The following is a 22,372-nucleotide window of genomic DNA, read 5'->3' as shown; positions in this document are numbered from 1 at the left end:
TTTGCGTTGTTTGCCTGCCTTGGCGGGCCAGGAATCCTGTTAACCAATTCAGCAGTATCAGTTAACGCTTTCTGTCACGCAGGCGTTAGCCTGCGTGATACCCCTGCTGATCTCTCGCAAAGACGCCAGGGCGCAGAGAAATCTGATATTGCGCATTCTCCGCGTACTCTGCGTCTCTGTGAGAGTATGATCGTGGTAAGCCGGACATAGCAACGCGGTGTCCGGCAAGCAGTGTTGCCCGATACCGCGGAGTTTATGCCCGCAGCGTGCTTTGTCGTGCCTCTGCGCACTCTGTGTTATTGATCGAATTGTGGCTAGGAGTTGGACACCTTGAAGTTGGCAACCAGCCCCTGCAGTTCGCTGGCCAGGCGTGACAGCTCATTGGCGGCGGTGGTGGTCTGACCGGCGCCGCTGGCGGTTTGCTCGGCCACCTGGCTGATGTTGACGATATTGCGGTTCATCTCCTCGGCCACGGCGTTCTGCTCTTCGGAGGCACTGGCGATCTGATTGTTCATATCGCGGATGGTGGCGACGGCCCGGGCAATGGCATCCAGTGACTGGGCGGCATCCCTGGCGCCGTCGGCGCCGCTTTGCGCGGTTTCACGACCGGTTTGCATCACGCTCACGGCCTGTTTGGCGCCACTTTGCAGTTTGTCGATCATCTCCTCGATTTCCGTGGTGGATTCCTGAGTGCGTTGCGCCAGGGTACGCACCTCGTCAGCCACCACCGCAAAGCCGCGGCCCTGTTCGCCCGCGCGGGCGGCCTCGATGGCGGCATTCAGCGCCAGCAGGTTGGTCTGTTCGGCAATGCCCTTGATGACATCCAGCACGGTGCCGATGTTGTCACTGTCCTGGGCCAGCTTCTCGATCACGTTGGCGGCATTTTCCACCTCGCCGGCCAGGGCGAGAATGGTCTCACTGGTCTTGTCCACGACCTGCTTGCCCCCCTGGGTCTCGTTGTCCGCATTGTTGGCGGCACCGGCGGCCGATTCGGCATTTTTCGCGACTTCGGCGACGGTGGAGGTCATTTCGTTCATGGCAGTGGCAACCTGCTCGGTCTCCTTGCGCTGCTGTTCGACATTGTTACTGCTGTCGTGCGCCACGGTGCTGACTTCTTCGGTGGCCGACGCCAGCTGGGTGGCGGCACTGATCACCTGCTGAATCAGCGCCTCGATCTGCTCGGCCATGTTGTTAAAGCTGGTCGCGATATTGCGCATTTCATCCTTGCTGCTGATGTCGACGCGAGCGGTCAGATTGCCCCCCGCCAGGTGGGAAGAGGCCTCGTCGACCCGGCGGATGTTATCTACCACGGACAGATAAAGTCCGATGAACAAATAAACGATGGCCAGTAGCACGACCACGACCGTAGCGATGGCCATAAATTCGATCTGTTTGTCTTTCTGGATACGCGAGACAAACAGGCCATCCAGCACCGGCACGATGGCATCGTACAGGGCGTAGGATTTGTTGATAGCATCAGTGGACTGTTGCAGGACAGTCTGGCTGTCGATTTTAATCCCATCGCCAAGGCTGATGGTATTTTTGGCCAGCAGTTCTTCTTTGAGCATGGTTTCCATTCCACCGACTGCCTGATTATTTTCGTTGACGGCTTTTTCAAGTTGAGTTGTGACGGCCGGATTGGATTCAAATGCCGCGTCGAGGCCGTTGCGAAGATTCTGGTTATCCTCGTTGATGGAATTCGTCAGAATGGACAGGCGGATAAATGATTTGGAGGAGAAGCCGCCGATTTGGGCGATACCACTGCCCACGGCGCGGGCCTGGCCCATGGCTTCGGTGAGTGTCGGAATTCTGGAAACCAGCGCATCCGCCAGGTAATAACTGTCCAGTATCGGATCCAGGGTCAGTTGCGAGCTGTCGGCAACTTGGCTGATCAGAGTGATGAGATCCTGGATTAGCCTGGAATGTACTTGCATGTTATCGGCGGGAATCAGGGACAGGGAGTTGGCCTTGATATTATCCCATTGCTGCAGAATAGCTGTCAGTTGATCGCCGGTATTGAGAGCCTTGCCCAGCCTCTTGTCGACTTGTTGCAACCGGTTAAGTGCGCTTTCGACCTCGTCCCGTTTTTGGGTTATCTGCTCACGCAGGGATTTATTGCCGGTAAGATAAGCAGCAGTCAGAGCCCGGTGTTGCTGGATAAACTGAATCGGCTCTCTGACAATCTGGATATAAGTCAGCCCCTGACGCTCATTTTCGAGAAAACTGATTTCATCGTTCATGTTTGTGATAAGAATGCTGCTGAGCACCAGCAACGGAATTAATACTATAAGGAATATTAAGCTGAACTTGATCGGATAACGAAACCGGTTCATCAGGTATACAGCGGGGCCGAACAATGCTTTCATGGCAAATCCTTTTCTTTTTCTGGGTTTTCTGCAAAAAAATCTCATCCGATCTGTCGTTACATCCCTCTCGTGTTCCAATTCAGGCAGTAATCGAGAAGCTGGAATAACTAACAGATCATCCGGGTATGTTTGTTTATTTTTGTTATCGGTGGATCTGCGTGTAACTTTGATAGTCTTTTTCTATCAGTCTTATAGGCGCAAGTTATGCCGGGACTTGAATGCAGCCTTCTCGGATCCGGAAGGGAGAAGGTGATTGCTTTATTTGCCTTGCCATTCGCATAGCCATGATTAGTTATTTGACAAGAGTATGCGTTCCAGGCTGGATGCTGGCGACGCTTATGGTATAGAGGAAAATACGGGCGGGAAAAGAGAAGCTGATGATAGCTTGTTGGTAACTACGCTTTATAGATGGCTGATCTGTAGTACCAGTGTCGATCGTTTTATTGAGGGGGCACAGAGACGATCTTGTCTCTGTGCCCGTCCATGCAAGGTGTTGCAGCTCAGGTATTGGACACCTTGAAGTTGGCAACCAGTCCCTGCAGTTCGCTGGCCAGGCGTGACAGCTCGTTGGCGGCGGTGGTGGTCTGACCGGCGCCGCTGGCGGTCTGCTCGGCCACCTGGCTGATGTTGACGATATTGCGGTTCATCTCCTCGGCCACGGCGTTCTGCTCTTCGGAGGCACTGGCGATCTGATTGTTCATGTCGCGGATAGTGGCGACGGCCCGGGCAATGGCATCCAGTGACTGGGCGGCATCCCTGGCACCGTCTGCCCCGCTTTGCGCGGTTTCACGACCGGTTTGCATCACACTCACGGCCTGTTTGGCGCCGCTTTGTAGTTTCTCGATCATTTCCTCGATTTCCGTGGTGGATTCCTGAGTGCGTTGTGCCAGGGTACGCACCTCGTCGGCGACCACCGCAAAGCCGCGGCCCTGTTCGCCCGCGCGAGCGGCCTCGATGGCAGCATTCAGCGCCAGCAGGTTGGTCTGTTCGGCAATGCCCTTGATGACATCCAGCACGGTGCCGATGTTGTCACTGTCCTGGGCCAGTTTCTCGATCACGTTGGCGGCATTTTCCACCTCGCCGGCCAGGGCGAGAATAGTCTCACTGGTCTTGTCCACGACCTGCTTGCCCCCCTGGGTCTCGTTGTCCGCATTGTTGGCGGCACCGGCGGCCGATTCGGCATTTTTCGCGACTTCGGCGACGGTGGAGGTCATTTCGTTCATGGCGGTGGCGACCTGTTCGGTCTCCTTGCGCTGCTGTTCGACATTGTTACTGCTGTCGTGCGCCACGGTGCTGACCTCCTCGGTGGCCGACGCCAGCTGGGTGGCGGCACTGATCACCTGCTGAATCAGCGCCTCGATCTGCTCGGCCATGTTGTTGAAGCTGGCCGCGATGCTGCGCATTTCATCCTTGCTGTTGATGTCGACGCGCGCGGTCAGATCGCCCCCGGCCAGGAGGGAAGAGGCCTCATCGACCCGGCGGATGTTATCCACCACGGACAGATAGAGCCCGGCAAAGACGTAGAAGACGATTAACAGCACCACCACCACGGTGGCAATGGCCATAAATTCGATCTGCTTGTCTTTCTGGATACGCGAGACAAACAGGCCATCCAGCACCGGCACGATGGCATCGTACAGGGCATAGGATTTGTCGATGGCGTCAGTGGCGCGATCGAAAACCGTCTGGCTGTTGATATTGATGGTATCCGCATTGAGCAATTCCTCACTGAGCAATTGCTCGATACTGTTGACGGCGTCGTTATTCGCTTCCACCGCCGATTTGAGCTGTGCGGCAACTGCCGGATTGGTTTCAAAGGCGGCCTTGAGACCGTTGCGCAGGCTGTGATTATTGTTTTCAATTTCATTGACCAGGATGGACAATTGAATGAATTTGTCCGGTGTAAATTCGCCGGCCGCAGCCACGCCACTGCCCACAGCACGGGATTTGCCCATCGCCTCGGTCAGAGAGAGCAATTTGCTCACCAGGGCATCCCCGAGATAATAACTGTCCAGCACCGGGTCCAGGGTGATCTCGGAACTGTCGGCCACCCGGCTGATCAGAGTCATGATATCGGCCACCAGTTGGGAGTGGGTTTTCAGGCTCTCGGCCGGTTGCATGTCAAAGGCATTGGCCTTGATGTTCTGCCATTGGCGCTGAATCGCGGAGAGCGCGTTACCGGTCTGCAGTTGTTCGCCGAGCCGGGCCTCCACCTGTTCGAGCTGGTTCAGGGCGCTGTCGACCTGATCGCGTTTTTGCAGTATCTGGTTGCGCAGTGTTTCATCGCCATTGAGATAGGCGGCGGTGAGACCGCGATGTTGCTGGATAAACTGGACCGGCTCGCGGGCGGTCTTGATGTAGGCCAGACCGTTACGTTCGTTATGCAAAAAAGCGATTTCATTATCCAGATTGGAGAACAGAATGCTGGTGAGGACGATCAGGGGAATCATCACAACAACGAAGATCAGCCCGAACTTGATCGGATAACGAAACCGGTTCATCAGGTACACGGCGGGGTTAAACAGTGCTTTCATGACAACTCCTTCATATGTGTCGTTGTGGCTCTTCCGGCTGCGAGCAGCGGGGAAACCATGCCCGGATGGGTTGTTGATCCGAGGGTACTTCGGTACAGGATTATTCTGGAGTTATTAGCGGATAGAAGTTGATGATCTTTAGGGACTTTCAACCACTTAATATATAAAGATATTCAACCCCGCTTGAGCAGCAGGTAGATGGCGCCGGTGCCGCCGTCGACCGGGCGGGCGGAGCAGAAGGCCAGTACTTCGTCGCGCTGTTGCAGCCAGTGATTGACGCATTGCTTGAGCACGGGCCGTTTCTGCTGCGAGCCGTGGCCCTTGCCGTGGATGATGCGCACGCAGCGCACCCGGTTTTGCCGGCATTCGGTCAGAAAACCGACGACGGCCTCACGGGCCTCCTCGCGAAACAGGCCGTGCAGGTCCAGCTCGGCCTCGATCGCCAGCTCGCCGCGGCGCAGTTTCTTGACCAGTTTGTGCTGCAGGCCGTCCCGGATAAACAGCAGCTCCTCGCCGGTTTCCAGCTCCTCGGGATGCACGGGATCACAGAGCATTTCCGCCAGCACGGCGGCCTCGTCCAGCTCGCGCTGGCGGGGGCGGGGCGACGGTTTGCGGCGCGGCGGCTTGTGGCGTGGCTCGGCCTGCAGCGGGCGGACATCCTGCACGGCCTCGCGGAACAGATCCTGTTCCTCTTTGCTGGGGACTTTCTTGCTCATGACTGATCGCTAGCGAGCTCGCCGGTTGATGAGGATCCGCCCGCGCCGCGGCGTGTTCAGGAAAATCTAGGCGGGATCGCGCTTATCCGGTATAGTAGGGCCAAATTTACCGCCTATTCAACCACTTCCAACCCAGATGTGAGTTTCTGCAACAGCAATGCGGATACTGTTGAGTAATGATGACGGCTATGAAGCCCCGGGAATCAATACCCTGGCCCAGGCCCTGCAGGATATCGCCGAGATTACCATCGTGGCGCCGGAGCGGGATCGCAGCGGTGCCAGCAATTCCCTGACCCTGGAAATGCCGATCCGGGCCCGCCGCCTGGGGGATAACCTGATCCGGGTCGATGGCACGCCGACCGATTGCGTCCACCTGGCCATCACCGGCCTGCTGGATCACGAACCCGATATGGTGATCTCCGGTATCAATGCCGGCGCCAACATGGGCGATGATGTGCTCTATTCGGGGACCGTGGCCGCCGCCATGGAAGGGCGCTTTCTCGGCCTGCCGGCAGTGGCGGTCTCGCTGGCGGGTAGTGGCCACGGCTTCACCCATTATGAGGCCGCCGCAAAAGTAGCGCGCCAGTTCATCGATCGCCTGGCCAGCGATCCCCTGCCCCCGGACACCATATTGAACATCAACGTGCCGGATATGCCGTTTGAGGAGCTGTCGGGGTATCAGGCCACCCGTCTGGGCCATCGCCATAAGGCCGAGCCGGTGATCAAGGCCGAGGATCCGCGCGGCCGGGATATCTACTGGGTGGGGCCGCCGGGCGCCGAGCAGGATGCCGGGCCGGGCACCGATTTTTACGCGGTGCGCAACGGCTATGTCTCTGTCACACCCATCCAGATCGATCTCACCCGGCATCAGAGCCTGCAGTCGGTGGCCGACTGGCTGGCGAAGTGGGGCGCATGAACAGTCATCTCGGGATCGGCATGACCTCGCAGCGCACCCGCGATCGGCTCATCGAGCGCTTGCGGGACAAGGGCATCGCCAACGAGGCCATCCTCGAGGTCATGCGTTCCACACCACGCCACCTGTTTGTCGACGAAGCGCTCGCCTCGCGTGCCTATGAAGATACCGCCCTGCCGATCGGCAACGGCCAGACCATCTCCCAGCCCTATATTGTCGCGCGCATGACCGAAGTCCTGCTCGGCTCCCACCCGCCGCAGCGGGTTCTGGAAGTGGGCACCGGCTGTGGCTATCAAACCGCCATTCTGGCGCAACTGGTGGAGGAGGTTTTCACCGTGGAGCTTATTGCGCCGCTGCAGCAGCGCGCGCGTAACCTGCTCTACGAACTGGGTCTCCACAATGTGCGCTATCAGCATAGCGACGGTAACTGGGGCTGGAAAAAACACGCGCCCTATGATGGGATTATCGTCACCGCCGCGCCCGAAGCGGTGCCCGAGGAGCTGTTGCAGCAACTGGCCGATGGCGGGCGGCTGGTGATTCCCACCGGCGGGCAGGGCCAGGCCCAGCGCTTGCGCCTGATCACGCGCCAGGACGATGAGTTCAGCGAGACCCGGCTGGAGGCCGTCAGTTTCGTGCCGCTGGTTCAAGGAGATGTATCGTGAAACTGTTTACTGTCCTGTTCGATCGGGTCATGCTGTGGTCCGCCCATCGCCGGGCGCCCGCCTATCTGGCCGGCCTGAGCTTTGCCGAATCCTCGTTTTTTCCCATTCCCCCGGATGTCATGCTGGCGCCCATGGCCCTGGCGAAACCCGAGCGCGCCTGGCATCTTGCGTTGCTGACCACCATCGCCTCGGTACTCGGCGGCATGCTCGGTTATCTAATTGGTATGTTTGCCTTTGAAATGATCGAACCGTTGCTGCACAGTGCGGGGTATTGGGAAAAATATTTGCAGACGCGCGCCTGGTTTGATGAGTGGGGGATCTGGGTGATCTTCATAGCAGGGTTTTCCCCAATACCCTACAAGGTTTTCACTATTACGGCGGGGGTTGTCAGCATGGTGTTTATCCCCTTTGTGATCGCCTCGGCCATCGGGCGCGGGGCGCGCTTTTTCATGGTGGCGGGTCTGATGAGGTGGGGCGGACCGACCATGCACCACACCCTGCGTCAGTATATCGATCGGCTCGGCTGGCTGGTGATCCTGGCCGTGATTGCGGCGTACTTTGTTTTAAATAACGGATGAAACGCGGGGTTATTGGCATCGTTATGGTGGTTGTGGCACTGGCCGGGTGTCGGCCTTTCGTGCATTACGACCCGGATCGCGAGCGTGGCGGCAAGGGTGCCGAGTATACCGTCAGCAAGGGTGACACCCTTTACTCCATCGCCTGGCAACACGGCCATGACTACCGCACGGTGGCGCGCTGGAACGGCATCAGCGCGCCCTATACCATCTATCCCGGCCAGAAAATTCTCATGTATCCCGGGCAGACTGCCACCACGCAAAGCGCGGATAACAGCGATGAAACCCCCGCCAGTACGCAACGATCCCGTCGCAGCACACCGTCACCCGAACCGCCGGACGATAATCGCACACTGGCCTGGCAATGGCCGGTCAACGGGGAGATCGTCAACACCTTTTCGGGCAGTGATCCGGGTAAAAAAGGGCTGGATATTGCTGGCAGAATGGGGCAGTCTGTAAAGGCTGCAGCGGATGGCAAGGTGGTATACAGCGGCAACGGTTTACGCGGTTACGGGAACCTGATAATAATAAAACACAACACCACCTATTTCAGCGCTTACGCCTATAACAGCAAGTTGCACGTCCAGGAGAATGACACGGTCAAATCCGGAGAGCATATTGCCGATATGGGAAATAACGGATCGGGGCCGGCGATGCTGCATTTCGAGATTCGTCGCAACGGTACACCGCAGGACCCGGTCAAGTACTTGCCAAAGAAGGGGTCGTAGTCACGGTAGTCGCCTATGGCTGAGCACGGAGACGATGCAAACAAGATCAAGCGCGATAAGGAAGTCGAGGAAGACCTGGATGCACTTCCCGCACGAGGACGATAATGCGGAAGAACTGGTCATGGGGGACGATGTGGACGATACGGCCACTGCGCCGATCGAGGAACCGCATCGGTATGAGCCCGGCGTGATTCCCGAAGGTCAGCTCGACGCTACCCGTTTATACCTCAGCGAGATCGGCTATTCGCCGTTGCTGACGGCCGAGGAAGAAAAATTCTATTCGCGCAAGGCCCTCAAGGGCGACGCCGCCGCGCGCAAGAAAATGATCGAATCCAACCTGCGCCTGGTGGTCAAGATTGCCCGCCGCTACCTCAACCGCGGGCTCGCGCTGCTGGATCTCATCGAAGAGGGCAACCTCGGCCTGATTCGCGCGGTGGAAAAGTTCGACCCCGAACGCGGTTTTCGTTTCTCCACCTACGCCACCTGGTGGATTCGCCAGACCATCGAGCGGGCCATCATGAACCAGACCCGCACTATCCGGTTGCCGATCCACGTGGTCAAGGAGATCAACATCTATTTGCGTGCCGCCCGGCATCTGTCGCAGACCCTGGATCACGAGCCGACCACCGAAGAGGTCGCCGAGATGCTCGACAAGCCGATCGAAGAGGTGAAAAAAATGCTCGGCCTCAACGAGCGCATCGCCTCGGTCGACTCGCCCATGGGTCACGACGCCGACAACTCCCTGCTCGATGCCATCCCCGACGAGAACAATTCCGATCCGGTCAGCTTGCTGCAGGATGACGACGTCAAGGCCAACATCGAGCAATGGCTGGCCCAGCTCAGCGAAAAACAGCGCGAAGTGGTGGAGCGGCGCTTTGGCCTGCATGGCTATGACGTCGCTACCCTGGAAGAGGTGGGCAACACCATCGGCGTGACCCGCGAGCGGGTACGGCAGATCCAGCTGGAAGCGCTGAAGAAGCTGCGCGACATCCTCGAGAAGGACGGCTTCTCCGTCGACGCCCTGTTCAAATAGGCTCCTTCTCTCCTTATTTATTCCCTCCCCTGCAAGGGGAGGGTCAGGGAGGGTGATCAAGCATCCAGTCTTTATCTAAATGTTCGCTCTTCGGGTGGACTGTATCTTGAAAGCAGGCTCTCGCGCCTGATGTTTTATTCCCTCCCCTGCAAGGGGAGGGTCAGGGAGGGGTGATCAGGCATCCAGCTTCTATCTAAATGATCGCCCTGCGGGCGGCCTGTATCCTGAAAGCGGGCTCTCGCGCCTGATGTTTTATTCCCTCCCCTGCAAGGGGAGGGTCAGGGAGGGGTGATCAGGCATCCAGCTTCTATCTAAATGATCGCCCTGCGGGCGGCCTGTATCCTGAAAGCGGGCTCTCGCACCTCATGTTTTATTCCCTCCCCTTCAAGGGGAGGGTCAGGGAGGGGTGATCAAATCCCAACCTATCCAATATGTGCGCCCTGCGGGCGAGCCGGATTTTGAAAGCGCTGACCCGCCAGCGCGCCTCGGGTTCATTTCGTTGTTACGCGACAACGAAACGAACCAAAGGAAACGCGCCCGAAAGACGCCGCCGGTATCGCAATTTACCAATTGCGATACCGGTTCCCTGCGCTTCTCGCTCCAGTCGGAGCTCGCCCGACGGCACGTCCCTGTGCCGACGGGCGAGTGCGCGCGTCCATGCGCGCACCCTTCGGGCTATTCCTCCTTCCGCTGCGATGCTCGGCGGCGTCTGACGGGATAAAACCCGGCTAGTGATAGTTCGGGAAAACCCTGATATTGCAGGAAAAAATCGTGTGTCCTGCGTCGAAAAATCATGGGATGCTTGCTAGGATTAGGGGTAATTGGGAAATATTCAGACAACTGTTCGTATTTGCAGTTTTATCCGGATTTAGGCGAACGGCCGCCTAATACCGCAAATTACGAACGGCCGTCTATTTAACTGTTATAGCGTATGAATGAGACACACTTGCATGAAAATCCGAAGCGTACGACGCCTATAGGAATGGCTCGTTATTCCGCGGATTTCTTTGAGGCGGCGCTAGCTGCAGACGACAAGATGGGCATGAAGAAAGGCTACGAAATAACAGCGCCAGTTCCTGTCATGTTCCTTGTTGGTCAGTCCATCGAGCTAATACTAAAAGCGTATCTTTTGCACAAAGGGGTTTCTCTTCGAAAGCTACGCCAGAAATATGGCCATGTTTTGCATCGATGCCTCCGGAAAGCTAAAGAACTGGGGCTTTTGGAAATCGTGGATTTATCTGAAGAAGATCAAGAAATGATCGAAATATTGGATGAGCTGTATTCATCGAAGCAGTTGCAATATATCGTAAGCGGAGCGAAAACGTACCCGGTATTCGGGCCGTTGGAGGCGGTTTGTCGGAAGCTAATAACCTCTGTCGGGCCTGAGGTCGGTTATGTTCCTAGAAATATCCGGTCAGCGCTATAATCGGGTAGCCGGGGGTATCTAACCCCCAGCCCCCACAACACCCTGCATGCGGGTCCGCACAGGGCGTTTCACCGGGAATGGTGAAGCGTGATCCATCCATCGCGCAGTGATGCCAGTCCCTCGGCTTTCAGGTAGTCATTGGACAATGCCTGCTGAATACCCGGCGTCTTCGAGCTGCGCCAGGGTCCTTTGCTGGTGATGCCGCACGCGACGGCCGACTGTACGTGAACACCCAACTTCATCAGGTTCCTGACTTTGGTGCGTGGTTTGCGCCACTGTCGCCAGTAAGCCATCCGAACGCGGCGGCGGATCCAGTGATCCAGATCGCAGCAGCGTTGATAGCCGGTGGCGATGCCAAAGTAGTTGATCCAGCCCCGAAGGTACTGGCTTACCTTGAAAAGCTGATAGTGCATCGACACACCCCAGTTCCGGTTCGTCAGTTCCCGGATACGTTGCTTGAACTTGCGCAGCGTGTCCGGGTGCCAATGGATCTGGGTTCCCTTGAAGGTAAAGCCCAGGAACTTGCTGTCATTGGTTCTGACAACCCGGCTCTTGGCCGTGTTGACCGTCAGTTTCAGGCGGTGTTCGAGGAAGTGGCTGATGCTGGCCAGCACCCGGTCGCCCGCGCGGCGGCTGTTCACCACGATGGTGAAGTCGTCCGCGTAGCGGGCAAACCGATGGCCCCGCCGTTCCAGTTCTTTATCCAGTGGATCGAGCATGATGTTGGCCAGCAGAGGTGACAACGGGCCACCCTGTGGTACACCTTCGCGACTCTCCAGATAGAGCTGGTTATCGATAATCCCAGCTCGCAGATACCGGGCAATCAGTCCCAGCAAACGCTTGTCCCGAACCTTGCGGCCCAGGTGCGTCATCAGCAGGTCGTGATTGACCCGGTCGAAGAACTTCGACAGGTCCACATCCACCGCAAAGCGTTTCCCTTCCTTGAGGATGCTTTGCACCCGTCGCACCGCCTGGTGCGCGTTCCGCCCCGGACGGAAGCCGTAGCTGTCCGCTGAGAATCCCGGGTCGAATAGGGGCATCAGGATCTGGGCAATGGCTTGCTGAATCACTCGGTCTGTCACCGTCGGAATGCCAAGCTGGCGCTTGCCTCCGTCCGGCTTGTCGATCTCAACCCGCCTCACCGGCGCTGGTTGATAATCGCCCGAGCGAATCGACTGCTCGACCACGCTCCAGTGGCCAGCCTTTACCCAGGCAGGAAACTCATCGATGGTCATACCATCGATACCCGCCGCTCCCTTGTTGGCTCGAACCTGCTTCCAGGCTTGTTGGAGATTAGCCCGTTGCAGGACAGCATCGAGTAGATCATCACTAAAGGCTGGCTTCGTGACCGTACGCTGAGCCACGTCACTGCCGGACGGCATTCGTGTGTTCAAGTCGGTCAAGGCTCCTCCTTTATTCCCGGTGTTAGGCCCTTCACCCTGTCCCGACCATTACGACGGGCGTTTGGCTACTATGGCCGTTGCTGACTTCTGCTCAATCACCGCCAGGGTTACCCCTGGCGGCGCTATCGGTGGCCATCTCGTTCGCTCGCAACCGCCGATGGCAACGGCTGCGCCCAGGCTTGATCGACCAGTGGCCTGACTGGTTCATTGACCGATCGCTCGTTGAGCAGATCTCCCCAGATAAGGACATGAACTTTCCCTGCATAGCTGCATCATTTACGGTGGCCGTTAGATCACATGGCTTCGTCGTCTTGTGCCAACTCGCCTTCGGCCTACGCCTCGTATGATGTTCTTGTTCATCAGCTCGCAGTTTTGCTAGCGGCTTCCTCCAGACCGCTCCTCGCGGATCGGCCCTTGCCATTCGCTAGTGGTTCGCGTTCAATCGGGGGAAACCCGATGAACGGTGATCTTCCCACAGGGGACTTTCACCCCATTAGTTCATGCCCATGCTGGGCGTACACAATCACATTAACGTTGCTCCCTACGGTCGCCGGACCTCGCTGGCGCTCGGCCGGTTATGTGTGCGTTAGCCGCAACCCGAACAATTTGCTGAGTGATTTTATGTGAGAGAGCCTAAATGGGCACTGATCGAAGATTGTTACCAGGAGATGAGGTAGAAGCGATTTTTCTACCGGCAATTCCGGCGACAGTATACCTATTTCCAAGACTGAAACTTGGCTGAGCTTTATAACATAACAAAGGCATGTCAGTGCTATCGAACGAACTTGAAGACTATCTCCACGAACACATCCCGCAATCAAAGGCGATGGCGGTGTCGGGAATTCCGGGGACGGTATACCTATTTAAACGTTAGAAGGAACTTACTTGCTTCCCAATGAACTCGAACACTATCTCCACGAACACATCCCGCTGTCGAAGGCGATGGCGGTGTCGGTTGTGGTCGCGAATCAGGATGAGGTGGTGTTGAGTGCGCCGCTGGCGCCGAATATTAATCATCGTGAGACGGTATTCGGTGGCAGTGCCTCGGCGGTGGCGACGCTGGCGGCCTGGTCGTTGTTGCATCTCCGGCTTCGGGCCGAGGGCTTTTCGAGTCGGCTGGTGATTCAGCGCAATACGATGGAGTATGATTTGCCGATTGACGGGGCGTTTACGGCGCGGGCGTCGGTGGATCAGGTGACGGACTGGTCGCGCTTTATCCGTATGTTGTCACGCAAAGGCAGGGCCAGGATCCGTGTTGCGTCAGTGCTTGAATACAACGGACAGGTGGCCGGGCGGTTCTGTGGCGAGTTTGTGGCGCTGGGTGCGGGACAAGCAATGGTTAATGATGCGAGTTGAATAATCCATGGACGTGAGTATCCCGACAGTTCTCAAGGCGTTGTCCTCCGCGGGCACGGCGATGAAGGAGTTTGGTGCCTGGAAGGCGCGGGCGCGCGGGGATGAACGGGCGTTGATCGCCGAGCTGAAGAATAACCTGCATTATCTGGATCTGGTGGCCGAAGACGGGGTGGCTTTGCGGGAGGTGGTTGGCAAGTTGTCAGTGACGGAATATAAAAAACTGGCCAATCGAGGTTTCAATTTCGAAACCATCAAGAAAAAGTCGATTGATAACTATCCATCACTGGCCGGCACGGATCTGGCTGCCTGGCCGGGCAAGCGGACCAGTGAGCTGATCGAGTCGATCTACGACAAAATCAACGAACTGCAAATCAAGTTCCCCTACGTGGAGAAGAACCAGAATTACCGCTGGGGTGCGCGGGTGAACAATATACGCAAGCGGATCTGGCTGTTGCTGCGACATGTTAAGAAATAAATATGTATACCGAATGGTTTCACTTTCGGTTAGTTTTTGATGGGGCTCGCTGCAATCGTCGGCGGGGTAATCTTTGCGCGAATCTGGTGCGAGCTGTTAATCGTGCTGTTCAAAATCCATGAAAATATAAAAACGATTGCCATCTCCGTATCGGCAGAGGCGTAACGCAGGCTAAAGCCAGCGTGACCTACAGGGCAGACGGTTACCGTTCTAAAATGGTTGAGAGACGCCGGCAAAATGCGGTTCGATAATACGATTTTCACCGCAGAGACGCAGGTTCGGTAACAATGTTGAATTTTAAATGTTGAATTTTGAATTGCACGGAACACTGCCATTCAAAATTATCTCTTCGCGTCCTTTGCGCCTTTGCGATCTCCGCGTTCTTTCCAGAGGACATGAAAAGAGTCTTCAGCGGCGTAGGTCAGGTTGCGTGCAGCGTACCTGACATTCTCCGTATCGGCAGAGGCGTCACGCAGGCTAACGCCAGCGTGACCTACAGGGCTTATCGACACTGCCATTCAAAATTCATAATTCATAATTCAACATTCAAAATTATCTCTTTGCGTTCTCTGCGCGATGTACAGGGGTGTACAAGTGTCGCGGGAGGCAGGATGCCGGGAGCGACCCTCTGCGAACTCCGCGTGATTTACTAGAGAGCCGGAAAAGAGTTCAGATCATCATCAACGCCGCGACGACGTTACGTCCTTCGGCGACCAGGATGTTGAAGGTTCGGCAGGCGGCGGCGGTGTCCATGACTTCCAGGCCGACGCCGGCTTGCTGGACCCGGGCCATGGTCTCGCCGTTGGGGAAGCGCAGCTGCGCGCCGGTGCCGAGCAGGATCAGTTCCGGTTCGTAGGCGAGCAGGGTGGTGAGGTGTTCGGGTTGCAGTTCATCGTAGGTTTGCGGTGCCCAGTCGCAGGTGAGTTGTTCGCGGCTGATGATGAAGCTGTCGTTGAATTCGGCGTTGCCTTCTTCGTCCTGTTCGATATTGACCACCCCGCGCAGGGGATGCCACGGCGGAATGACCACGGTGACCCGCCCGGTATCGTAAGCGCGGATGGTGAGTCCGCCGACCTGTTCGAGACTGAATTTCATCCGGATTCCTGTTACGGGCAGTAGGCTTGCTGCGACAGCTTCGGTCAGGGTCGGGCGCGGCGTCAAGTCCGCTGTTCGATCGTGGGCTAAGTCCCTGAAATTTACGGGAACATTGACAGTCTACCGGCGAACCCGTTAATGTTACCCGCTTTGCGACGAGACGGGGCAGGCGCGCGGGCCCCGGGCCATTAACCCTTTATTCTTATCGGATTGCCCACTTGATAGACGATTTTCCGAGAATCAAACGGCTGCCGCCGTATGTCTTTAATATTGTTGGTGAATTGAAGGCGGCGGCCCGGGCCCGTGGCGAGGACATCATCGACTTCGGCATGGGCAATCCCGATCAGCCGACCCCGCAACACATCGTCGACAAGCTGGTCGAGGTGGCCCAGCGCCCGGATACCCATCGCTATTCCCTGTCGCGCGGTATCCCGCGCCTGCGCCGGGCCATCTGCCGCTGGTACCAGCAGCGCTTCGATGTGGACCTGGATCCCGATTCGGAAGCCATTGTCACCATCGGTTCCAAGGAGGGGCTGGCCCACCTGGCGCTGGCCACGGTCGGGCCGGGCGACGCGGTACTGGTCCCCAATCCGGCCTATCCCATCCATCCCTACGGTTTTATTATCGCCGGCGCCGATATTCGTCATGTGCCGCTGGTGCCGGGCGTCGACTTCTTCGAGGGGCTGGAGAAGGCGATCAAGGATTCCTGGCCCAAGCCCAAGATGCTGGTGCTGAATTTCCCCGGCAATCCGACCACCCAGTGTGTGGATCTCGACTTTTTCGAGAAGGTGGTGGAGATCGCCCGCGAACACCAGATCTGGGTGGTGCACGATATCGCCTATGCCGACATCGTCTTCGATGGTTACAAGGCCCCGTCGATCCTGCAGGTCAACGGCGCCAAGGACGTGGCGGTGGAGTTTTACTCCCTCTCCAAGAGTTACAACATGCCCGGCTGGCGGGTCGGCTTCATGGTCGGCAACCCGACCCTGGTGGCGGCGCTCGCGCGGATGAAATCCTATCTCGATTACGGCATGTTCACGCCGATCCAGGTGGCCTCGATCTCCGCGCTGGAAGGGCCGCAGGATTGCGTGACGGAAATTGTCGAGCGTTATCGTTCCCGGCGCGATGTGCTCTGTGACGGGCTCAAATCCGTGGGCTGGGAAATCGAAAAACCCAAAGGCACCATGTTTGTCTGGGCGCCGATCCCGGAGGAATACAAAGAGATCGGCTCGCTGGAATTTTCAAAATTACTGTTACAGGAAGCCAAGGTGGCGGCGTCGCCCGGCATCGGTTTCGGGGATTATGGCGACGATCATGTGCGTTTCGGCTTGATCGAAAACGAACATCGTACGCGTCAGGCGATCCGCGGCATCCGGGATATGCTGCGCCGGGATCCCGATGAACTCAAGAAACAGGCCTCCGGCAAATAATCATAAAGAGGAAGCAAGTCAGTGGAAGCGGTTAAAGTAGGATTGTTGGGATTGGGCACCGTCGGCGGCGGGACCGTGAATGTATTGCAGCGCAACGCGGGCGAGATTGCCCGACGTGCCGGTCGTGGTATCCGGATTACCCATGCCGCGGCACGGGATCTGGACAAGCCGCGCATTTGCGACACCAGCGGGATCGAGCTGACGACCGATCCCCTGGAGGTCGTCAATAATCCCGAGATCGAGATCGTCATCGAGCTGATCGGCGGTGATGGCCTGGCCAAAGATCTGGTCATGCAGGCGATCGAGCAGGGCAAGCACGTGGTTACCGCCAACAAGGCGCTGATCGCCAAGCACGGCAACGAAATTTTCGCCGCGGCGCAGAAAAAGGGCGTGATGGTGGCCTTCGAGGCCGCCGTGGCCGGTGGCATTCCTATTATAAAGGCGATCCGCGAAGGGCTGGCCGGTAACCAGATCCAGTGGCTGGCCGGGATCATCAACGGCACCGGTAACTTCATTCTTACCGAGATGCGTGACAAGGGCCGTGAGTTCGAGGATGTACTCAAAGAGGCGCAGGAACTGGGTTATGCCGAGGCCGATCCCACCTTCGACGTGGAAGGTATCGATGCGGCGCACAAACTGACGATTCTCTCGTCGATCGCGTTCGGTATTCCGTTGCAGTTCGAGGCGACCTATACCGAGGGCATCAGTAACATCACCCGCGAGGATGTGGCCTATGCCGAGGAGCTGGGTTATCGCATCAAACACCTGGGCCTGACCCGCCGCACCGACAAGGGCGTCGAGCTGCGCGTGCATCCGACCCTGATTCCCGAGCGTCGCCTGATTGCCAACGTGGATGGCGTGATGAACGCCGTGCTGGTGATGGGCGATGCCGTCGGCCCCACCCTGTATTATGGTGCCGGTGCCGGCGACGAGCCCACCGCTTCGGCCGTGGTTGCCGATCTGGTCGACGTGGTGCGCGTCCTGACCACCGATCCCGAAAATCGCGTGCCCCACCTGGCCTTCCAGCCCGATGCAATCACCGATCTGCCGATTCTCGATATCGCGGAGGTCGAAACGGCCTATTACCTGCGCATGCAGGCCGAGGACAAATCCGGCGTCCTGGCCGAAGTGACCCGCATCCTGGGCGAACGCGATATCAGCATCGAAGCCATTATCCAGAAAGAACCGATGGAAGGCTCCGACAAGGCCAACGTCATCATGCTGACCCATGTGGTGCGCGAGAGCAAAATGAACGAAGCGATCGAAAAGATCGAAGCCATGAACGCGATCCACGGCAACGTGACCCGCATCCGCGTCGAATCGCTGAAGGCGTGAGGGCGTTAGTGCGTTATAGAACGCAGCGCAGAGCGCGCAAAGGCGTCAGCGACAGCAAATGAGACGTATTATTTATGGAATAATACGACCTCACGACCTTACGCTCGCACGACAGACATTGAATATTATCAGTTCAAATTGGTTAATTAACTCTGCGACCTTTGCATCTCATGCTGCTCTGCGTTAAAAGTATTTTCTGAGAGAAATCGCAACGATGCCATTTCGTACCCGTTATACCGGTTTAATTGACAAGTACCGCGACCGCCTGCCGGTGCATGATGACACGCGCATCATCAGCCTGGGCGAGGGCAATACGCCGCTGATTCGGCTGAATAACATTCCCAGGGTACTGGGCAAGGACGTGGATATCTACGTCAAGTACGAAGGCCTCAATCCGACCGGCTCGTTCAAGGATCGCGGCATGACCATGGCGGTGACCAAGGCGGTGGAAGAGGGCAGCAAGGCCATCATCTGCGCTTCCACCGGGAATACTTCCGCGGCCGCCGCGGCCTATGCCGCGCGCGCCGGGATTACCGCGTTTGTCCTGATTCCCGACGGCAAGATCGCGCTGGGCAAGCTGGCCCAGGCGATGATGCACGGTGCCACGGTTATCCAGATCAAGGGGAACTTCGATAAAGGGATGCAACTGGTCAAAGAGGTTGCGACCGAAGCCCCGGTTACGATTGTTAACTCGATCAATCCTTATCGCCTGCAGGGACAGAAGACCGCGGCGTTCGAGATTGTCGAGGAGTTGGGTCGGGCACCGGATTTCCATTGTATTCCGGTGGGTAATGCCGGCAATATAACAGCACACTGGATCGGCTATTGCGAGTATTCCTCGGCCTCGGGCGATCATGTTACCGGGGCATGTTCCTTCTGTCATGGCCACTGCAAGTATGCCGGGGGCGCCGTCGTCGGCAACCGTCCGACGATGGTCGGTTATCAGGCTGCCGGCAGTGCGCCGTTTATGCGTGGCAAGATGGTGGATGATCCCGATACCCTGGCCACCGCGATTCGCATTGGCCACCCGCAGAGCTGGGACATGGCCTGGAAGGTCAAGGAAGAGTCCGGTGGCTGGTTCGATGAATGCAGCGATGATGAAATCCTGGCCGCACAGAAACTGCTGGCGGAAAAGGAAGGCGTGTTCTGTGAACCCGCTTCAGCCACCTCGCTGGCCGGTGCCATGCGTGATATCACCAGCGGCAAGATCCCCGAGGGAAGTACCATCGTCTGCACCCTGACCGGCCATGGACTGAAAGATCCCGATATCGCCATCCAGCAAAGCACGCCGGTGCAGGCCGTCGATGCCACGCTCGAAGAAGTGAAGAAGGCGATACTGGCGAATATGGAATAAAGAAAGTTGGCATGAAAAAATAGTGCTTAGTGCTTAGTGCTTAGTGCTTAGTGCTTAGTGCTTAGTGCTTAGTGCTTAGTACTCAGAACTCAGAACTCAGAACTCAGAACTCAGAACTCAGAACTCAGAACTAAGAAATGTGTAGAGCACACTCTACTTTTCAACGAATATCTGTGGAGTATGCATAGTCCCCATGACGGACTGTCACATTACAGTCTATGTTCCCGGATTACTGGGGCCGCAGCCGGTGTTGTCGCAACTGTCTTCTGCCGAGTTGCCGGACTTCACCGTACTGGAGAAGGCGCTCTCCCGCGCTGATATAAAACCCGATCCGATTAACGACGCTTACGCCGGCCTGTTTCAGCTGTTCGGTATCGAGCCCGATTCAACCGGCGATTATCCCGCCGCCGCCGTTTGTCAGTCGGTGCAGCAGCTTCAACTGGACAACTTTTGTCTGCGGGCCGATCCGGTCCATCTGCAGGCGGATATGACCAGTGCTGTGCTGCGGGGTCATCAGGAATTGCGTCTGGATAGCGATGAGGCGCAACAGCTTGTCGACAGTATCAATCAACATCTTCACCAGGACGGCCTGCAACTGGTCATGGGGCAACCCCATCACTGGTACCTGAGTTTGCCCGAAGCCCCCGGACTTCAGACCTCGCCCCTGCCGTCAGTTCTTCTGCAGGATATCAATCCCCATCTGCCGCGTGGTGACTCGGCGGCCGACTGGCGCCGGTTGATGAATGAAGTGCAGATGCTGCTGTACGATCACCCGGTCAATCAGCAACGCGAGGCCGAAGGGCGCCTGACGGTGAACAGCCTGTGGCTGTGGGGTGGGGGCCATCGGCCTGATACAGCCTCTGTCCACTGGCAACAGGTCTATACTGACGACTGGCTGTTCGACGCGCTGGCCCGCTTTCATGCTGTCGCCAGCGAGGATTTGCCCGAATCGGTCGAGACTGTGCTGCAGGATTGCCATGGCGAGGTTTTGCTCGATATCGAGGATTGCCTGCAACCCCTGCGCCAGCAGGATCCCTTCGCCTGGGTGGGTGCCGTCGAACAGTTTCAAAACCGGTGGCTGCAACCCTTGCTGGAAGGATTACGGAAAAAACGTTATCAGCGTCTGACGCTGTTGCCGGCCAACGGCCAGCGCTATCAATTAACCCGGCACACGTTACGACGCTGGTGGCGCCGCCGCCGGCCGCTGACAAAGTGGGTGAGCGATGGCGCTTGAACAACATATCCGGCGCCGCCCGTTGCCGGATGAGCTGCCGCCACTGTCGGCGGACCTGCATCCGGTTCTGGCGCGGGTATTTGCCGCGCGGGCAGTGCGCGATCCCGACGAGCTGCAATACGAGCTGCAAAAGCTGTTGCCCTATCAACAGCTCAAGGATATCGATCGTGCCGTCGATCTGTTAATCGAGGCGTTGCAACAACAGCAACGGGTTTTGATCGTCGGGGACTTCGATGCCGACGGTGCGACCAGTACTGCGCTGGCCGTTGCCGCCTTGCAGGCGATCGGCCTTAAACAGATCGATTACCTGGTACCCAACCGCTTCAAGTTCGGTTATGGCCTCACCCCCGAAATCGTCGAGGTGGCCCGCGAGTATCAGCCGGATCTGATCATCACCGTGGACAACGGCATTGCCAGTCTCAGTGGGGTGGAGGCGGCCAACGCGCAGGGCATCAAAGTGTTAATCACCGATCATCACCTGGCCGCCGAGCAATTACCGGCGGCCGAGGCGATCCTCAACCCCAATCAGCCGGACGATACGTTCCCCAGCAAGGCACTGCCCGGCGTCGGGGTAATGTTCTATCTGTTGATGGCGTTGCGCGCGCGATTGCGCGAGCTCGACTGGTTCGAACAGCAGGGCATTGAACAACCCAACCTGGCGCAGTACCTGGATCTGGTCGCGCTGGGCACGGTGGCCGATCTGGTGCCGCTGGATCGCAACAACCGCATCCTGGTGGCGCAGGGGCTGGCGCGGCTGCGCGCCGGTCAGGCGCGTCCGGGGATTCGCGCGTTGATCGAAGTGGCCGGGCGGACGGCCGAGCGGCTGAGCGCCAGCGATATCGGTTTTTTTATCGCCCCGCGTCTCAACGCGGCCGGGCGCATGGATGACATGTCCCACGGCATCGAATGCCTGCTGGCGGAGAATGAACAAAAAGCACGCGAGCTGGCGCAACAACTGGACAATCTGAATCGCGAGCGGCGCGGTGTCGAGGCGACGATGAAGCAGGATGCCCTGCAGCTGCTGGACAACATGCAGCTGGACGAGCAGAACCTGCCGCACGGACTCTGTCTGTTCGACGAGAACTGGCACGAAGGGGTGGTCGGGATTCTGGCCTCGCGGGTCAAGGAACAGGTGCATCGCCCGGTGATCGCCTTCGCCGCCACCGCCAATGGCGAGATCAAGGGCTCGGCCCGCTCGGTGCGCGGCCTGCATATTCGCGATGCGCTGGATGCCGTCGCCACCCGCCATCCCGATCTGATCAGCCGGTTCGGCGGCCATGCTATGGCTGCCGGCCTGAGCCTGCCGCGGGAGAATTTCGAGCCGTTTGCCGCCGCCTTCGATGCCGAGGTGCGTCGCCACCTGGATGACGCCGAGCTGTGCGGTGAGCATTTCAGCGACGGGCCGCTGGCGGCCGACGAGATGACCCTGGCGCTGGCCGAGGCGATCCGCCAGGCCGGCCCCTGGGGGCAGGGTTTCGAGGAGCCGCTGTTCGATGGCGAGTTCGAGCTGGTGCAGCGGCGTATCGTCGGCGAGCATCATCTGAAAATGGTGTTACGCCATCCCGAGGCCCCGGATCGGGTGTTCGACGCCATCGCCTTCAATCACGTGGACGACGACTGGCCGGTCGGGGTGAGCCGGGTTGAGCTCGTCTATCAGCTGGACGTCAACGAGTACCGCGGCCAGCGCAGCCTGCAACTGCTGGTGCGCTATCTGCGTCCGCTCGCCTGAATCACTGT

The 22,372-nt window shown here is 57.8% G+C and carries 18 protein-coding genes and 1 pseudogene; 14 read left to right on the top strand and 5 right to left on the bottom strand.

What is annotated here, in order from left to right; translation table 11 throughout:
- Positions 1-314: 314 nt before the first annotated feature.
- The 3 genes from U5K34_RS14205 to U5K34_RS14195 form a co-directional block, all read right to left on the bottom strand.
- The gene (locus U5K34_RS14205) at positions 315-2,366 is read right to left on the bottom strand and encodes a methyl-accepting chemotaxis protein (protein ID WP_322569058.1); all 2,052 of its coding nucleotides are present in this window, start codon (positions 2,364-2,366) and stop codon (positions 315-317) included.
- 500 nt (positions 2,367-2,866) lie between these two features.
- Positions 2,867-4,900: a methyl-accepting chemotaxis protein gene (locus U5K34_RS14200; RefSeq protein ID WP_322569057.1), complete on the bottom strand. Its 2,034-nt coding sequence runs from the start codon at positions 4,898-4,900 to the stop codon at positions 2,867-2,869.
- Positions 4,901-5,073: 173 nt separating this feature from the next.
- Complete coding sequence (locus U5K34_RS14195; RefSeq protein WP_322569056.1) at positions 5,074-5,616, bottom strand: Smr/MutS family protein; 543 nt, start codon at positions 5,614-5,616, stop codon at positions 5,074-5,076.
- A 157-nt stretch (positions 5,617-5,773) separates the two neighbouring features.
- Between U5K34_RS14195 and surE the strand changes: the two genes are divergently transcribed.
- From surE to U5K34_RS14165, 6 genes are all read left to right on the top strand, one after another.
- Positions 5,774-6,532 (top strand): 5'/3'-nucleotidase SurE, encoded by a 759-nt coding sequence (gene surE / locus U5K34_RS14190; protein WP_322569055.1) that lies wholly within the window; start codon positions 5,774-5,776, stop codon positions 6,530-6,532.
- A complete protein-coding gene (locus U5K34_RS14185) occupies positions 6,529-7,191 on the top strand; it encodes a protein-L-isoaspartate(D-aspartate) O-methyltransferase (protein ID WP_322569054.1) in 663 nt (220 codons plus the stop codon). Before surE ends, U5K34_RS14185 begins: the two co-directional genes overlap by 4 nt.
- The gene (locus U5K34_RS14180; RefSeq protein ID WP_322569053.1) at positions 7,188-7,769 is read left to right on the top strand and encodes a YqaA family protein; all 582 of its coding nucleotides are present in this window, start codon (positions 7,188-7,190) and stop codon (positions 7,767-7,769) included. Before U5K34_RS14185 ends, U5K34_RS14180 begins: the two co-directional genes overlap by 4 nt.
- Positions 7,766-8,494: a peptidoglycan DD-metalloendopeptidase family protein gene (locus U5K34_RS14175; protein WP_322569052.1), complete on the top strand. Its 729-nt coding sequence runs from the start codon at positions 7,766-7,768 to the stop codon at positions 8,492-8,494. Before U5K34_RS14180 ends, U5K34_RS14175 begins: the two co-directional genes overlap by 4 nt.
- Before the next feature lie 79 nt (positions 8,495-8,573).
- The gene (rpoS, locus tag U5K34_RS14170; protein WP_322569051.1) at positions 8,574-9,527 is read left to right on the top strand and encodes an RNA polymerase sigma factor RpoS; all 954 of its coding nucleotides are present in this window, start codon (positions 8,574-8,576) and stop codon (positions 9,525-9,527) included.
- A 931-nt stretch (positions 9,528-10,458) separates the two neighbouring features.
- Positions 10,459-10,953 (top strand): HEPN domain-containing protein, encoded by a 495-nt coding sequence (locus tag U5K34_RS14165; RefSeq protein WP_322569050.1) that lies wholly within the window; start codon positions 10,459-10,461, stop codon positions 10,951-10,953.
- Positions 10,954-11,021: 68 nt separating this feature from the next.
- Here the strand turns inward: U5K34_RS14165 and ltrA are convergent, their stop codons facing one another.
- Entirely contained in the window at positions 11,022-12,356 is a 1,335-nt protein-coding gene (ltrA, locus tag U5K34_RS14160) for a group II intron reverse transcriptase/maturase (protein WP_322569049.1), read from the bottom strand.
- Positions 12,357-13,241: 885 nt separating this feature from the next.
- Here ltrA and U5K34_RS14155 point away from each other — a divergent pair.
- The 3 genes and pseudogenes from U5K34_RS14155 to U5K34_RS16235 all read left to right on the top strand — a co-directional run.
- On the top strand, positions 13,242-13,712 hold the full coding sequence (locus U5K34_RS14155; RefSeq protein ID WP_322569048.1) for a thioesterase domain-containing protein: 471 nt from the start codon (positions 13,242-13,244) through the stop codon (positions 13,710-13,712).
- Between the two features lie 7 nt (positions 13,713-13,719).
- The gene (locus U5K34_RS14150; protein ID WP_322569047.1) at positions 13,720-14,187 is read left to right on the top strand and encodes a hypothetical protein; all 468 of its coding nucleotides are present in this window, start codon (positions 13,720-13,722) and stop codon (positions 14,185-14,187) included.
- A gap of 60 nt (positions 14,188-14,247) precedes the next feature.
- Positions 14,248-14,352, top strand: a pseudogene (locus tag U5K34_RS16235) (hypothetical protein); the annotation flags it as partial.
- Between the two features lie 504 nt (positions 14,353-14,856).
- Here the strand turns inward: U5K34_RS16235 and U5K34_RS14140 are convergent.
- Positions 14,857-15,282 (bottom strand): Mth938-like domain-containing protein, encoded by a 426-nt coding sequence (locus U5K34_RS14140; RefSeq protein WP_322569045.1) that lies wholly within the window; start codon positions 15,280-15,282, stop codon positions 14,857-14,859.
- A 218-nt stretch (positions 15,283-15,500) separates the two neighbouring features.
- On the opposite strand from U5K34_RS14140, the gene alaC reads away from it, so the two are divergent.
- From alaC to recJ, 5 genes are all read left to right on the top strand, one after another.
- Positions 15,501-16,712 carry an alanine transaminase gene (gene alaC, locus U5K34_RS14135; protein ID WP_322569044.1) on the top strand — a complete coding sequence of 404 codons (1,212 nt, stop codon included), beginning with the start codon at positions 15,501-15,503 and terminating at the stop codon, positions 16,710-16,712.
- Between the two features lie 21 nt (positions 16,713-16,733).
- Positions 16,734-18,047 (top strand): homoserine dehydrogenase, encoded by a 1,314-nt coding sequence (locus U5K34_RS14130; RefSeq protein ID WP_322569043.1) that lies wholly within the window; start codon positions 16,734-16,736, stop codon positions 18,045-18,047.
- A 214-nt stretch (positions 18,048-18,261) separates the two neighbouring features.
- A complete protein-coding gene (thrC, locus tag U5K34_RS14125; protein WP_322569042.1) occupies positions 18,262-19,401 on the top strand; it encodes a threonine synthase in 1,140 nt (379 codons plus the stop codon).
- Between the two features lie 193 nt (positions 19,402-19,594).
- On the top strand, positions 19,595-20,635 hold the full coding sequence (locus U5K34_RS14120; protein WP_322569041.1) for a hypothetical protein: 1,041 nt from the start codon (positions 19,595-19,597) through the stop codon (positions 20,633-20,635).
- On the top strand, positions 20,625-22,364 hold the full coding sequence (gene recJ, locus U5K34_RS14115; RefSeq protein ID WP_322569040.1) for a single-stranded-DNA-specific exonuclease RecJ: 1,740 nt from the start codon (positions 20,625-20,627) through the stop codon (positions 22,362-22,364). The genes U5K34_RS14120 and recJ overlap by 11 nt, the downstream gene beginning before the upstream one ends.
- The last annotated feature ends 8 nt before the right edge of the window (positions 22,365-22,372 follow it).

The organism is Thiohalophilus sp. (assembly GCF_034521165.1).
GTDB lineage: Bacteria > Pseudomonadota > Gammaproteobacteria > UBA6429 > Thiohalophilaceae > Thiohalophilus.
Note: the sequence above shows the minus strand (reverse complement) of the source record. Positions and strands in the feature narration are given on the sequence as shown.